The organism is Vibrio sp. SCSIO 43155 (genome assembly GCF_023716605.1).
Classification (GTDB): domain Bacteria; phylum Pseudomonadota; class Gammaproteobacteria; order Enterobacterales; family Vibrionaceae; genus Vibrio; species Vibrio harveyi.
Genome location: NZ_CP071852.1, coordinates 2,600,671 through 2,614,981, shown reverse-complemented (window position 1 = coordinate 2,614,981; position 14,311 = coordinate 2,600,671). Strand labels below are relative to the sequence as shown.

Here is a 14,311-nt window from a genome sequence, read left to right as displayed (position 1 = left end):
AATCACATAAATAGCCATAAGACGAAAGTGTGGGTAAACTACGGCACTATTGTCTTATGGCACAGTAATTGCTGTGTCAATAATCAGTTTTAGTTAATAGTCAAACTTTTGGCTTAGAGGTGACAATGAAGGTTGATGGTATTCAGGCAGAAATGCGCGCCATGATGGTGGAAGCGAGTAACACTGCTCCTACGGCGACAGGCGCGAAAGTTGGTGCAGATTTTGGTGATCTCCTAACAAAAGCCATCAATAACGTAAACTCACTTCAAAAAGCATCGGGTGACCTGCAAACGCGTTTTGATCGTGGTGATGCCGATGTTTCCCTTTCTGACGTTATGATTGCTCGTAACAAGTCCAGTGTTGCTTTCGATGCCACTGTTCAAATCCGCAACAAGCTCGTTGAGTCCTATAAGGATCTCATGAATATGCCAGTGTAATTTAGGTAATAAGTGTGGCAGACAAGTCTACAGATTTAACCGTCACTGATGGCGGCGCAGATGGTGCACTGATTGCTGGCTCAGATCTGGATGTGGAAAGCCAAAACCCAGATCTTGAAGAGCGCAGTGCGTCAAAATTCGATATGGCAGTAGGCGACCTCGATTTACTTCGTCAGGTCGTGTTAGTGCTGTCTATCTCTATCTGTGTTGCGCTGATCGTGATGCTGTTCTTCTGGGTGAAAGAGCCGGAAATGCGCCCATTAGGTGCTTACGAAACGGAAGAACTGATCCCTGTGCTGGACTACCTCGACCAGCAAAAAATCAATTACAAGCTAGATGGTAATACCATTTCGGTAGAAGCGAGTGATTATAACTCGATCAAGCTCGGCATGGTGCGTGCTGGTGTAAACCAAGCGACGGCGGCGGGCGATGATATTCTGTTGCAAGATATGGGCTTTGGTGTATCACAGCGTTTGGAACAAGAACGTTTGAAGCTCAGCCGTGAACGCCAACTGGCTCAAGCGATTGAAGAGATGAAGCAGGTACGTAAAGCTCGTGTGCTGCTTGCCCTGCCAAAACACAGTGTGTTTGTTCGCCACAACCAAGAAGCGTCTGCTTCGGTATTTTTGACGCTCTCCACAGGTGCGAACCTTAAACAGCAAGAAGTGGATTCTATCGTCGATATGGTCGCGAGTGCTGTTCCGGGCATGAAGACCTCTCGTATTACGGTAACCGATCAACACGGTCGCCTGCTTAGCTCGGGTTCTCAAGACCCTGCGTCTGCGGCTCGTCGTAAAGAGCAAGAGCTAGAGCGAAGCCAAGAGCAAGCCCTGCGTGAGAAAATCGATTCTGTGCTTCTGCCTATTTTGGGCTTCGGTAACTACACCGCTCAGGTGGATATCCAAATGGATTTCAGTACTGTTGAGCAAACCCGTAAGAATTTCGATCCGAATACTCCGGCAACCCGTAGCGAATACGCGCTAGAAGATTACAACAATGGCAACATGGTCGCGGGCATTCCTGGTGCATTGAGCAACCAGCCGCCAGCGGATGCGTCTATTCCTCAAGATGTGGCGCAAATGAAAGACGGCACATTGACTGGTCAGGGTTCGGTACGTAAAGAATCAACGCGTAACTTTGAGCTTGATACCACGATCAGTCATGAACGTAAGCAAACCGGTACGCTGGCTCGTCAAACGGTTTCTGTTGCGATCAAAGACCGCCGTACCGTGAATCCTGATACTGGTGAAGTGACTTATACACCATTGTCTGAATCTGAAATTAATGCAATTCGCCAAGTTCTGATCGGCACGGTTGGTTTCGATCAAAGTCGTGGTGACTTACTCAACGTTCTGAGCGTCAAGTTTGCTGAACCAGAGCTTGAGCAAATGGTTGATCCACCAATTTGGGAGCATCCAAACTTCAACGATTGGGTTCGTTGGTTTGCAAGCGCGTTGGTGATCATCGTGGTTATCTTGGTACTGGTTCGCCCAGCAATGAAGAAACTGCTCAACCCAGCCAACAACGACGAAGACGAAATGTACGGACCAGATGGCTTGCCAATTGGTGCGGATGGCGAAACCAGCCTAATTGGTAGCGACATCGAAAGCGGTGAACTGTTTGAGTTTGGCTCAAGCATCGATTTACCTAACCTTCACAAAGATGAAGATGTACTCAAAGCAGTGCGTGCTCTGGTGGCGAATGAGCCAGAGCTTGCTGCTCAAGTTGTGAAAAACTGGATGAACGAAAATGGCTAACGATATCGTACCTCAAGATGAAAACGGCGCAGGCGTTCCTGCAGAGTTTGATGTCTCTAGCATGACAGGCGAAGAAAAAGCGGCGATCTTGCTGCTCAGCCTGAATGAAGGTGATGCCGCCGGCATTATTCGTCACTTAGAACCAAAACAAGTTCAACGTGTTGGTAGTGCGATGGCACGTGCTAAAGATCTAAGCCAAGACAAAGTGTCTGGTGTGCACCGCGCGTTTTTAGAAGACATCCAGAAATACACCAACATCGGTATGGGCAGCGAAGACTTTATGCGTAATGCGCTGGTGGCTGCTCTGGGTGAAGACAAAGCAAACAACTTGGTTGATCAAATCCTACTGGGTACAGGCTCGAAAGGTCTGGATTCACTTAAATGGATGGACCCTCGCCAAGTGGCAAGCATCATTGTCAACGAGCACCCGCAAATCCAAACCATCGTGCTTTCGTACTTGGAAGCGGATCAGTCTGCAGAAATTCTTTCTCAGTTCCCAGAGCGTGTGCGTCTAGATCTGATGATGCGTATTGCCAACCTAGAAGAAGTTCAGCCATCGGCACTGGCAGAGCTGAACGAGATCATGGAGAAACAGTTCGCAGGTCAAGCGGGTGCGCAAGCCGCGAAGATTGGCGGTCTGAAGGCAGCAGCAGAAATCATGAACTACCTAGACAACAACGTCGAAGGTATCTTGATGGAGCAAATTCGCGACCAAGACGAAGACATGGCGACACAAATTCAAGATCTTATGTTCGTATTCGAGAACTTGGTGGAAGTGGACGACCAAGGCATTCAGAAGTTGCTGCGTGACGTTCCTCAAGATGTCCTACAGCGTGCACTTAAAGGTGCCGACGACTCTCTACGTGAGAAAGTCTTCAAGAACATGTCTAAACGTGCAGCTGAGATGATGCGCGACGATATCGAAGCAATGCCGCCAGTTCGCGTAGCAGACGTAGAAGCGGCGCAAAAAGAGATCCTGGCAATTGCTCGTCGTATGGCAGATGCTGGCGAGATCATGCTATCTGGTGGCGCGGACGAGTTCTTATAATCATTTCTTCGTTCCTTTTCTTCCTTCAAGCTGGGGAGAAAAGGAGCAAGCACTTCCTTAAATAACGCACTTTATTTTCAACATAAGTTTCAACATAAACAGATTGTAGGTTAAGCATGGCTGGCGATAGAAAACGTGGATTTATCCGTCCTGATGAAGACGATGCGATGATCGAACCTCAGCGCTGGGGCTTGCCTGATTATGGCGAGCCAAAAGCAAAGCAAGCCAAGCAAACTGCGTTTAACTACGATCCGAGTTGGGTACCAAACTTTGACGAGCCGGAAGAAGAACAAGCGCTTGAACTGACAGAAGAACAGATTGAACTGATCAAGCAAGGCGCTTATCAAGAAGGTCTCTATCAAGGTCAAGAAGCGGGTTTTAAGCAAGGTTACGACAAAGGTAAAGAAGAAGGCGTTCAAGCTGGTCATGCAGAAGGTCTGGAACTGGGCAAAGCCGAAGGTGTAACGGCTGGACAAGAATATATCCAGCAGCAAGTGGAAACCTTTATGAACTTGGCAAACCAGTTCGCTCAACCTTTGGAGTTGATGAATGCTCAGGTTGAAAAACAATTGGTCGACATGGTGCTATGCCTAGTTAAAGAAGTGGTGCACGTGGAAGTGCAAACCAACCCTCAAATTATTCTCGATACCGTAAAGCAGTCAGTTGAAGCACTTCCAATTTCTGGTCACCCAATCACCTTGCACCTGAACCCTGATGATGTTGCGATCATTCGCTCTGCATACGGTGAAGAAGAACTTGATTGTCGTAACTGGACTTTGGTGGCTGAGCCGTCATTAAACCGTGGCGACGTACAGATTGCTGCTGGCGAATCGAGCATCAACTATCGTATGGAAGAACGCGTGAAAAGTGTGTTGAACAGCTTCTGTGGTGCAAACCGCCATCAAGGGGGCGAGTAATCCATGCAAGCCTTGGCTGACCGTTTAAAAAACTACAAAATCGAAGGGCTAACCACGCGCCCAGTTGCTTCAGGCAAGCTCGTTCGCGTTGTAGGCTTGACCTTAGAGGCGACAGGCTGTCGTGCTCCGATTGGTAGTTTGTGTCTAGTCGAGACCATGTCCGGTCATATGGAAGCAGAGGTCGTGGGCTTTTCTGGTGATAACCTTTTCTTAATGCCGAGTGAGCAAATCACGGGCATTTTACCGGGCGCGAAAGTGACGCCGTTAACCAGTGAAGCCGGTTTGCCAGTCGGAATGGAACTGCTTGGGCGTGTGATTGATGGTGTGGGCAACCCACTTGATGGTCTTGGTCCTCTTTACACGGAGCATCGAGCTTCGTTCAATGCCGAACCAATAAACCCCCTAGCACGTAAACCTATTTCTGAGCCGCTTGATGTCGGCTTAAAAGCCATTAACGGTTTGTTGACCGTAGGTAAAGGCCAACGTATCGGTCTGTTTGCTGGTTCGGGTGTTGGTAAATCGGTCACACTCGGTATGATGACGCGAGGCACGACAGCACAAGTCGTTGTCGTTGGTCTGATTGGTGAACGTGGACGCGAAGTAAAAGAATTCATCGAAGAGATTTTGGGTGAAGATGGACGCCGCCGTTCTGTGGTGGTGGCTGCACCTGCCGATGCTTCTCCTTTGATGCGTTTGAAAGGCTGTCAAACGGCACTGACGATTGCCGAATACTTCCGTGACCAAGGACTAGATGTTCTCCTACTAATGGACTCTCTGACGCGTTTTGCTCAAGCACAGCGTGAGATTGCATTGTCTGTGGGTGAGCCGCCTGCAACCAAAGGTTATCCGCCTTCGGTATTTGCTAAACTGCCAGCGCTGGTGGAACGCGCTGGTAATGGTGGTGATGATCAAGGATCAATTACCGCTTTCTTTACTGTTTTGACCGAAGGCGACGATCTGCAAGATCCGATCGCCGATGCATCACGTGCGATCCTAGATGGTCACATTGTGTTGTCTCGTGAAATGGCGGATGCAGGTCATTATCCAGCCATTGATGTAGAGAAATCGGTGAGCCGTGTTATGCCGCAAATCACCACTGAAGAGCATGTATTGATGTCGAAAGCGGTCCGTCAGGTGTTGTCGATTTGCCGTAAGAACCAAGATCTGGTATCGATTGGCGCTTACAAACCGGGTACTGATCCTGCTATCGATGGCGCGTTTACCCTTAAGCCAAAATTGGATGAATACTTGCAGCAACGCATGAAAGAGTCTGTGCCTTATGACATGTGTGTCAATATGTTGAAGAGCATCTTGGGTGGGTAATAGCGCATGAATAACGCCATGGAGTTCTTACTTGATCAGGCAAAAGAGCGCGAAGACCAAGCAGTATTAGCGCTCAATAAAGCCCGCACAGAGCTAGAAGATTATTACCGCCAAGTTGAGCAGATTGAAAAGTACCGTTTAGATTACTGCCAGCAACTGGTAGATCGTGGTATGGCAGGACTCACTGCGAGCCAATACGGTCACTTGAATCGCTTTTTAACCCAGCTTGATGAAACGCTTTCCAAACAAAAGCAAGCTGAAAGCCACTTTAAAGAACAGGTGGTTAACTGCCAAGATTACTGGTTAAACATGCGTAAAGAGCGTATGTCTTATGAGTGGATGATCGAAAAGCGCGAGAAGGAAAAGCAAATTGCGGAAGCCAAGCGCGAACAAAAGCAGATGGATGAGTTTTCTACCTTACTGTACAGCCGGAAACCGCAACGATTCTAAATGTTCTTACTCTCGATGTTGGCGTAGATTACATTTCTACCGATTCCAACAAGGTCACTTTGACGGAATCTTGCTCAATTAACTCAAACACTTTTGGTCGAATTTCTCGAATCCACCACTCGTTGTAGGTTTCGGCGTAAAGTGATTGGCGTGCTTGTTCACTGTCAAATTCGCGCAGCCAAACAAAGTAGTCATGTCCATCTTCGCCTGTATGAACATACGTGTTTAATACGCGCATGCCTTTGGAGCGTTGATAGGGAAGTAACTCGTTCTTCATCCACATTAACCATTGCTCTGTTTTGCCAGTTTTGATTTTGTATTGGCGTAATTCTGTGACTTTCAAAGCGATTCCTTAAAGGTTGAGCGAGGTTTTTTATTTACTCCTCAACGACTCCGCAGTCAAATTAATAAAACCACTAGATTTACGGCAAGTTTGATCTTTGTTCCATCCGTATCCCTTCTTTGCTCCGTCAGAAATTCCACACTATAGGTTGGCGTGATTTTTGCAATTTAACCGACAGTAACGGGTCTCATGACCCAAGTTTGCCGCCAATGAGCAATCCGACAGCGCCATGCTCAACGCTGCCGATAACGAGAGTTTCTATATGAATGTGAATTTATCCAATGTTTCTGCAACCAGTAAGGTCTCGGTTTCCGATTCTTCGAATAAAGTTGCTGCAGAAGACCCTGAAAGCAAAGGTTTTTTTGAAACCTTAGCAGGGGTGTTTACCGATTCACAAAAATCAGAAAAAGCCGTCGCAAAACCTGATGCGTCAGAAGCTTCGGCAGAAACCACAGATGACGCTGCAAAGGTAGCATCGGTAAGCTCAGAAGGTGAGAGCCAAGAAAAAGTCGTGGCAGACGGTGAAAAAACAACATCGTCAGAGTCCACCGATGCGCTGCTGACACATAATCAGTCAACGAAGTCGTCAGAGGGGGCAGATAATGAGCAAGCTGCCAATTCAGAAAAACCAGGCTCGGCAGCAACAGTGGCTGCGGTAAATTCGTCGGTAGACGGGCATGTTGTGAAAAGTGAAGACGGGTCTGAGTCTGTATCGGCTCAGGCTACATCATCAACGACAAGCCAAACTCAAAACGTAAAAGTTGCTGATACAGAACAAGCTCAAAGTGCTCATGTAAAAAACGCGATGGGAGAAGGTGAGCAACTTCTTGGTCGTATAGAACAGGCCAACCAGACTCTTAAACCTACTGAGTCTTCAGTTGATAGCGGCAAAGCCTTGCCACCAGAACTTAATGTTACACAAACAGGGAACGATAAGGCGCAAAGTGTACCACTCACTCCTGAGCAGCAGGCGATTCTTGCTGCTGGGTCTGTCCAGCAAGGGGAAGCAGTTTCTTCGACTGGTAATGAGAAGGTCGTATTCGATGCTAATGGTAAGCCTGTCGTCGTTGCTTCTAAAGACATGACTGAGCAACAAGCCTCAAACCTAGTGCAACAACAAACAAGTGCTCAAGCTTCTGCGCAAATTGATTGGAATTCACCTAGTGCGCAAGCTGCCCATACGGAAGCAACGGTGAATGCAACTACGCAAGCCGCAGTGAATGGTCAAGTCGTTGCGCAAGGCGTGCAACCTCAAACAATGCAAGGCTCTGAAGTATTTGCTGGTGCTGAAGCACTAACCGCTTCGGCTGCACTACAACAAGGCTTATCTGGTGACGCAGAAGCGGTACCTGTTAAACGAATTACGCTTGATGAATTACACATCATCGATACCAAACTGGCACAAGGTAAACCACTTTCAAAACAAGAAATTGATGTGATTGAAGGGTTAAAAACGGGTGAGTTGGTTGCGGATATTCCAGAACAAGATCTTGCTCAGTTTGTCGCCTTGCCAAGTGATGTTAAAGCTGCGATGGTGGAGCATCAGGTGGCCCACACTCCGGCTCGTGTTACAGCATCAGCAGTGGCGGCTCAGCAAGCACATCATATTGTTGCTCAGGACGCTAAACACGCAGCCGCACAAGCCACTGCGCAGCCAGCCGTGGCGACCAATGTTGATAAAGCTGCTATGTCAGCTATGCCAGAAGCTTTGGTTGCTGCAAGCATGAATCCGACCGCGCACGCAACATCAAGCGCAGAGTTAAGTAAGAAAGTTATGAACGCGAGCCTTGCGGCCGGTGCGCTAAAAGGAGCAAGCAGTAAACAAGATAAGCCAGAACCACAACATGGACTGGCGGGGCAACTTCAAGCAGCAGCAGGTCAACAAGGTGTGACGGCTCAGCAACAAGCGCGAGTGGATGCAGCTCAACAAGCCCAACTGCCTTTGCAGCTTACCAAAGAGCTCGCTAATGACCAGGTGGCAGAAAAAGTACAAATGATGATGTCGAAGAACTTGAAAAACCTCGATATTCGTCTTGACCCACCTGAGTTAGGGCGCATGCAAATTCGCATGACAATGAACAACGATCTCGCTAACGTGCATTTTACAGTGGCGAATCCACAGGCTCGTGATTTGATCGAACAGACAATGCCACGCCTTCGAGAGATGCTGGCACAACAAGGTATGCAGTTGGCGGATTCTTCTGTACAGCAGCAGAGCAGTGGACAGCAGCAAAGTGGTTACGCAAATGCTGAACAGAATGGTCAAGGCGGGCAAGGTCGTGGATTTTCTGGTCAGTCAGATGAAAACTTTGATGCCGACACGAATCTTGATTTGAATGTCGTTTCAAAGCGTGATGGAATTAGTTTTTACGCATAAAATAGCGGTCTAGAAAAAGCAGAACAATAAGAGACAGTAATGGCAGAAGAACAGTTACAAGGTGCGGATGCGCCAAAAGGAAAAAGTAAATTACTGATCATCATTATCGCAGTGGTGGTTTTGCTGGTTGGTGGTGGTGCCGCCGCTTTCTTCTTAATGGGCTCTGATGAGCCAGCGCAAGCGGAGCAGACCGAGCAAGCACAAGCGCAAACAGCGGCTGAGCCGATCGCTTATGTGAATATCGCACAACCCTTTATTTTTAATGTGACGGGCGACCGTCGTGACAGACTGGTACAAATCAAAGCGCAATTGATGGTGCGTGGCAGTGAAAATGAGCAATTAGCTCGTTACCACTCTCCGTTGATTGAGAGTTCATTGTTGTCAACTTTTGCATCGGCAACCGTTGAACAGCTTCGTTCCCCTACGGGACGTGTTGAGCTGCGTGACCGCGCTTCTGACGATATCAAAGCTGCACTCAATGCTGCTGTTGGTAAGCCAGTGATTGAAAAAGTACTGTTTACAGATTTTGTGATTCAATAGGTAAAACGTGACCGATCTATTAAGCCAAGACGAGATTGATGCGCTTCTGCATGGGGTTGACGATGTCGATGACGTTGATGAACCCATAGATAACGACACCGAAGGTGCCGTCAATTTCGATTTCTCGTCTCAAGACAGGATTGTACGTGGTCGAATGCCGACGCTCGAACTTATCAACGAGCGTTTTGCACGACACATGCGTATCAGCCTGTTTAACATGTTACGTAAAACCGCTGAGGTCTCGATTAACGGCGTACAGATGATGAAGTTTGGTGAATACCAAAATACTCTGTACGTTCCAACCAGTTTGAACATGGTGCGTTTCCGTCCACTAAAAGGTACGGCATTGATCACCATGGAAGCGCGTTTAGTCTTCATCTTGGTAGAAAACTTCTTTGGCGGTGATGGTCGCTTCCACGCCAAAATTGAAGGTCGTGAATTTACCCCAACTGAACGTCGCATCATCCAGCTTCTATTGAAGATTGTTTTCGAAGACTACAAAGAAGCATGGTCGCCGGTCATGGGGGTGGAATTTGAATACCTTGATTCAGAAGTAAACCCAAGCATGGCGAACATTGTCAGCCCGACTGAAGTGATTGTCGTAAGCTCATTCCATATTGAAGTGGATGGCGGCGGTGGTGACTTCCATGTGGTGATGCCGTACTCAATGGTTGAGCCTATTCGAGAGTTGCTCGATGCTGGTGTTCAATCTGACAAGATGGAAACCGACGTTCGTTGGAGCTCTGCACTGCGTGAAGAGATCATGGATTGTCCGGTTAACTTCCGCGTCAATCTGCTTGAGAAAGACATCTCCCTACGTGACTTGATGGAGTTGCAACCGGGCGACGTGATCCCGATTGAAATGCCAGAACATGCGACCATGTTCATCGAAGATTTACCGACTTACCGCGTGAAGATGGGACGCTCTGACGACAAGCTTGCGGTGCAAGTTTCTGAAGAAATTGAACGCCCACACGTAGTGAAAACCGATTTAGCCTTCTTAGGTAAAGACATTATGTCTGAGCTTGAGAATGACGACGATACAGACGATTAAGAAATCCTTACTCCCTAAGTCGCAACAGCTGCTAGTACTCACACAACAGGGACAAAGCAAGCTCACAGTGCGCAAGTAAGGTTTAACACAGGACAGAAAAATGGAACCGAGTGACGATCAAAAGCTAGCAGACGAATGGGCAGCCGCTCTTGGCGAGGACCCGTCTGCGCCTTCAATTGATGTTGATGAAGTATTGGCAGCGCCACTGGAAGAGTTGAAAGACACCTCTAGCCCAATCTCTGATGATGAGCGTCGTAAACTCGACACCATCATGGATATCCCCGTGACTATTTCGATGGAAGTCGGTCGTTCGCAGATCAGCATCCGTAACCTATTGCAATTGAACCAAGGTTCGGTTGTGGAGTTGGACCGATTGGCTGGTGAGTCGCTCGATGTATTGGTTAACGGTACTTTGATTGCTCACGGTGAAGTCGTGGTCGTCAACGATAAGTTTGGTATTCGTCTTACTGACGTGATCAGCCAAACTGAACGCATTAAAAAGCTGCGCTAATATGAGCAGTTCAATCAAAACTCGATTGAAGCAAATCACGGGAGCACTTGGCTTAATGCTAAGTGCTCCTTATGCATTTGCTGCCGCGCCAAGCAACTTAGATTTGGCGACGACACTGGGCTCTTTGGTGCTGGTTATTGGTGTGATTCTTCTGCTCGCTTGGATGCTAAAACGCATGCAAGTGCCAGCATTGGGTCAACAAAAAGGGCTGCGTATTATTAGCCAGTTACCGGTTGGTACTAAAGAACGAATTGCGGTTGTTCAAGTAGGAGAAGAGCAGTTTTTGGTTGGTATTACTAGCCAATCCATTCAAACGCTTGCCAAACTTGAAACGCCACTGAAAGAGGAAGAGTTGGCCACCGGTGCTTTTGCTAGCCAGTTCAGCCAGCTAATAAAAAAACATGACAAAGGATAATTCAATCCGCCTGATGTTCAGCGTGTTTGTGCTGATGGTCGGAATGCTGTTTTCTTCACTTTCGTTTGCTCAGGCAGAGGAGTCGCCGTTACCTGCTAACCTCGCTCAAGGTGACAGCGTGACCGTGAAAGCGATGGAAAGTGAATCAGGCTCAAGTCGCACTATGTCAGTGACCAATGGGGGCGGTATTCCTGCTTTCACTATGACCACCAACGCCGATGGCAGCGAAGATTACTCGGTTACCTTACAAATCCTTGCGTTGATGACGATGCTTGGCTTCTTGCCAGCGATGGTGATCTTGATGACCTCGTTCACTCGCATTGTGGTCGTGATGTCGATCTTACGGCAAGCCATGGGTTTGCAACAGACGCCTTCCAACCAAGTCATCATCGGTATTGCGCTCTTTCTTACCTTTTTTGTTATGTCACCGGTGTTAAATGAGATCAACGATAAAGCGGTTCAGCCTTATTTGAATGAACAAGTGACGGCGCGTGAAGCCTTTGATGCGGCTCAAGTGCCGATGAAAGCGTTCATGCTCAAGCAGACTCGAATCAAAGATTTGGAAACTTTCGTCAATATGTCTGGCGAAGAGGTGACAAACCCAGAAGATGTGTCGATGGCGGTGTTGATTCCTGCTTTCATTACTTCTGAGCTTAAGACCGCTTTCCAAATTGGTTTCATGCTGTTCTTACCATTCTTGATCATCGACCTAGTTGTTGCGTCGGTGTTGATGGCAATGGGTATGATGATGCTATCACCAATGATCGTATCGCTGCCATTTAAGCTGATGCTGTTTGTGCTGGTGGATGGGTGGAACCTGATATTGTCGACACTCGCCGGCAGTTTTGCCCTTTAGATTGGCACAGAGAGAAGAGGGTAAGACATGACTCCTGAAATGTTTGTCGAGCTTTTCCGTGATGCACTTTGGATGGTGCTGATCATGGTCTGTGCCATTATTATCCCAAGCTTGCTTATCGGCCTTGTTGTCGCGATTTTCCAAGCGGCAACCTCTATCAACGAACAAACGTTGAGTTTCTTACCTCGTTTGATTGTGACTTTATTGGCGTTGATGTTATTTGGTCACTGGATGACGCAGATGTTGATGGAATATTTCTTCGGTCTGATTGAACGTCTTCCACAGGTGCTCTACTAGAGGCGCATATGGAGTATCCTACCGATATAGTCCTCGACTGGATCGCGAATTACTTCTGGCCCTACACACGTATCTCTGCCATGTTGATGGTGATGATGGTGACAGGGGCACGTTTTGTCTCGCCTCGAATTCGACTCTACCTCGGTTTAGCGATCACTTTTGCCGTTGCTCCGGCGATTCCAGCTGTGCCGCAGGATATTGAGCTGCTCTCTTTTCGTGGTTTCATGACCATTGCGGAACAAATCATAATTGGTGTTGCGATGGGCATGGTGACCCAGTTTATGATTCAAACCTTTGTTCTACTTGGTCAGATCTTGGGTATGCAATCGAGCTTGGGTTTTGCGTCCATGGTCGACCCAGCAAACGGCCAAAACACACCTTTGCTTGGTCAGTTGTTCATGTTTTTAGCGACCATGTTCTTCCTTGCTACCGATGGGCATTTGAAAATGCTGCAATTGGTGGTGTTCAGTTTTAAAACCTTGCCGATAGGTTCTGGCTCGCTTAATGCGGTGGATTTTCGCGAAATGGCGGGCTGGCTTGGCATCATGTTTAAGACCGCTTTGAGTATGTCGTTGTCCGGCATTATCGCGCTGCTTACGATTAACTTATCATTTGGTGTAATGACCCGTGCCGCGCCTCAGTTGAATATCTTCTCGCTTGGTTTTGCGTTTGCCTTGATGGTCGGTTTATTACTTTGTTGGTACATTTTGGCGGGTTTGTACAGTCATTATGAATTGTTCTGGGCAGTGGGTGAGGAGCAGATTTGTAACCTCATTCGCTTAGATTGCTAGGAGGCTGGATTGGCAGAGTCAGACGGTCAAGAACGCACCGAAGAAGCCACGCCCCGACGGTTACAACAAGCTAGAGAAAAGGGGCAGGTTGCTCGGTCTAAAGAGCTCGCATCAGCATCGGTATTGATTGTTGGTGCTATCGCCTTAATGTGGTTTGGCGAGTCTTTGGCACGCTCGTTGTTTTCCATTATGAGCCGCTTATTTGATCTCAAACGCGATGAGATTTTTGATACGGCTAAGTTGTTCGACATTGCATTTGGTGCGATGGGCGATCTGCTGTTTCCGCTTTTTCTTATCCTCATTACCTTGTTTATTGCTGCAATGATTGGCGCGGCTGGCGTGGGGGGCATTAGCTTTTCTGCTGAAGCGGCGATGCCAAAACTCTCCAAAATGAACCCGCTTAGCGGCTTAAAGCGTATGGTGGGCATGCAGAGTTGGGTAGAGCTTATCAAGTCCATCTTAAAAGTCGCACTTGTGACGGGAATGGCGATATACCTCATCCAAGCCTCACAAGCGGATTTGATTCAACTTAGTATGGACGTGTATCCGCAGAACATATTCCATGCGCTGGATATCTTGCTTAACTTTATTTTACTGATCAGTTGCTCGTTGCTTATCGTTGTTGCGATCGATATTCCGTTTCAGATTTGGCAGCACGCCGATCAACTAAAAATGACCAAGCAAGAAGTCAAAGACGAATACAAAGAGACCGAAGGTAAACCGGAGGTCAAAGGTCGTATTCGTATGCTGCAACGAGAAGCGGCTCAGCGTCGAATGATGGCTGATGTCCCTCAGGCGGACGTTATCATTACCAACCCGGAGCACTTTTCCGTCGCACTGCGTTATAAACAGAAAACCGACCGTGCGCCTGTAGTGATCGCCAAAGGTACCGACCATATGGCGATGAAGATTCGAGAAGTGGCGTGCGAACATGACATTACTATTGTTCCTGCTCCACCTTTGGCGCGTGCGCTTTACCACACCACAGAGTTGGAACAAGAAATCCCAGATGGACTGTTTACTGCCGTAGCACAAGTGCTCGCGTTTGTGTTCCAACTTAAGCAGTATCGCAAACGTGGCGGTCAACGACCTAAGATTCAAGATTATGACCTGCCTATCCCTCCTGAACATCGCCACTAATGAAAATAATTGCATTGATGGATTAGACAAAAATTCACATTAGATCAAAGGATTG

16 protein-coding genes are annotated in these 14,311 nt (G+C 47.7%); 15 read left to right on the top strand and 1 reads right to left on the bottom strand.

Going from position 1 to position 14,311, the window contains the following annotated elements:
* Positions 1 to 125 precede the first annotated feature (125 nt).
* The 6 genes from fliE (at position 126) to fliJ (ending at position 5,932) form a co-directional block, all read left to right on the top strand.
* The gene (gene fliE, locus J4N44_RS12495) at positions 126 to 437 is read left to right on the top strand and encodes a flagellar hook-basal body complex protein FliE (RefSeq protein WP_005448364.1); all 312 of its coding nucleotides are present in this window, start codon (positions 126 to 128) and stop codon (positions 435 to 437) included.
* Positions 438 to 451: 14 nt separating this feature from the next.
* Positions 452 to 2,194 carry a flagellar basal-body MS-ring/collar protein FliF gene (gene fliF / locus J4N44_RS12490; RefSeq protein WP_005448365.1) on the top strand — a complete coding sequence of 581 codons (1,743 nt, stop codon included), beginning with the start codon at positions 452 to 454 and terminating at the stop codon, positions 2,192 to 2,194.
* Positions 2,187 to 3,242, top strand: coding sequence for a flagellar motor switch protein FliG (fliG, locus tag J4N44_RS12485; RefSeq protein ID WP_005448366.1), 1,056 nt, complete (start codon positions 2,187 to 2,189; stop codon positions 3,240 to 3,242). The genes fliF and fliG overlap by 8 nt, the downstream gene beginning before the upstream one ends.
* 116 nt (positions 3,243 to 3,358) lie before the next feature.
* On the top strand, positions 3,359 to 4,159 hold the full coding sequence (fliH, locus tag J4N44_RS12480) for a flagellar assembly protein FliH (RefSeq protein ID WP_005448367.1): 801 nt from the start codon (positions 3,359 to 3,361) through the stop codon (positions 4,157 to 4,159).
* Between the two features lie 3 nt (positions 4,160 to 4,162).
* Complete coding sequence (fliI, locus tag J4N44_RS12475; protein WP_005448368.1) at positions 4,163 to 5,482, top strand: flagellar protein export ATPase FliI; 1,320 nt, start codon at positions 4,163 to 4,165, stop codon at positions 5,480 to 5,482.
* Positions 5,483 to 5,488: 6 nt separating this feature from the next.
* Positions 5,489 to 5,932 (top strand): flagellar export protein FliJ, encoded by a 444-nt coding sequence (gene fliJ / locus J4N44_RS12470; protein WP_005448369.1) that lies wholly within the window; start codon positions 5,489 to 5,491, stop codon positions 5,930 to 5,932.
* A 28-nt stretch (positions 5,933 to 5,960) separates the two neighbouring features.
* Here the strand turns inward: fliJ and J4N44_RS12465 are convergent, their stop codons facing one another.
* Positions 5,961 to 6,275, bottom strand: coding sequence for an NIPSNAP family protein (locus J4N44_RS12465; RefSeq protein WP_114092353.1), 315 nt, complete (start codon positions 6,273 to 6,275; stop codon positions 5,961 to 5,963).
* Between the two features lie 262 nt (positions 6,276 to 6,537).
* Here J4N44_RS12465 and J4N44_RS12460 point away from each other — a divergent pair, with 262 nt between their 5' ends.
* From J4N44_RS12460 to flhB, 9 genes are all read left to right on the top strand, one after another.
* A complete protein-coding gene (locus J4N44_RS12460) occupies positions 6,538 to 8,652 on the top strand; it encodes a flagellar hook-length control protein FliK (protein WP_239969956.1) in 2,115 nt (704 codons plus the stop codon).
* A gap of 39 nt (positions 8,653 to 8,691) precedes the next feature.
* On the top strand, positions 8,692 to 9,192 hold the full coding sequence (gene fliL, locus J4N44_RS12455) for a flagellar basal body-associated protein FliL (protein ID WP_009696009.1): 501 nt from the start codon (positions 8,692 to 8,694) through the stop codon (positions 9,190 to 9,192).
* 7 nt (positions 9,193 to 9,199) lie between these two features.
* Positions 9,200 to 10,246, top strand: coding sequence for a flagellar motor switch protein FliM (gene fliM / locus J4N44_RS12450; protein ID WP_005448375.1), 1,047 nt, complete (start codon positions 9,200 to 9,202; stop codon positions 10,244 to 10,246).
* A gap of 100 nt (positions 10,247 to 10,346) precedes the next feature.
* Positions 10,347 to 10,757, top strand: a complete 411-nt coding sequence (gene fliN, locus J4N44_RS12445) for a flagellar motor switch protein FliN (RefSeq protein ID WP_005448377.1) — start codon at positions 10,347 to 10,349, stop codon at positions 10,755 to 10,757.
* Position 10,758: 1 nt separating this feature from the next.
* A complete protein-coding gene (fliO, locus tag J4N44_RS12440) occupies positions 10,759 to 11,172 on the top strand; it encodes a flagellar biosynthetic protein FliO (RefSeq protein ID WP_005448379.1) in 414 nt (137 codons plus the stop codon).
* Positions 11,159 to 12,028, top strand: a complete 870-nt coding sequence (gene fliP / locus J4N44_RS12435; protein ID WP_017817802.1) for a flagellar type III secretion system pore protein FliP — start codon at positions 11,159 to 11,161, stop codon at positions 12,026 to 12,028. Before fliO ends, fliP begins: the two co-directional genes overlap by 14 nt.
* A 27-nt stretch (positions 12,029 to 12,055) precedes the next feature.
* Positions 12,056 to 12,325, top strand: coding sequence for a flagellar biosynthesis protein FliQ (gene fliQ / locus J4N44_RS12430; protein ID WP_005433008.1), 270 nt, complete (start codon positions 12,056 to 12,058; stop codon positions 12,323 to 12,325).
* Between the two features lie 8 nt (positions 12,326 to 12,333).
* Complete coding sequence (fliR, locus tag J4N44_RS12425; RefSeq protein WP_252044509.1) at positions 12,334 to 13,116, top strand: flagellar biosynthetic protein FliR; 783 nt, start codon at positions 12,334 to 12,336, stop codon at positions 13,114 to 13,116.
* Between the two features lie 9 nt (positions 13,117 to 13,125).
* Positions 13,126 to 14,256 (top strand): flagellar biosynthesis protein FlhB, encoded by a 1,131-nt coding sequence (flhB, locus tag J4N44_RS12420; protein ID WP_252044508.1) that lies wholly within the window; start codon positions 13,126 to 13,128, stop codon positions 14,254 to 14,256.
* Positions 14,257 to 14,311 lie beyond the last annotated feature (55 nt).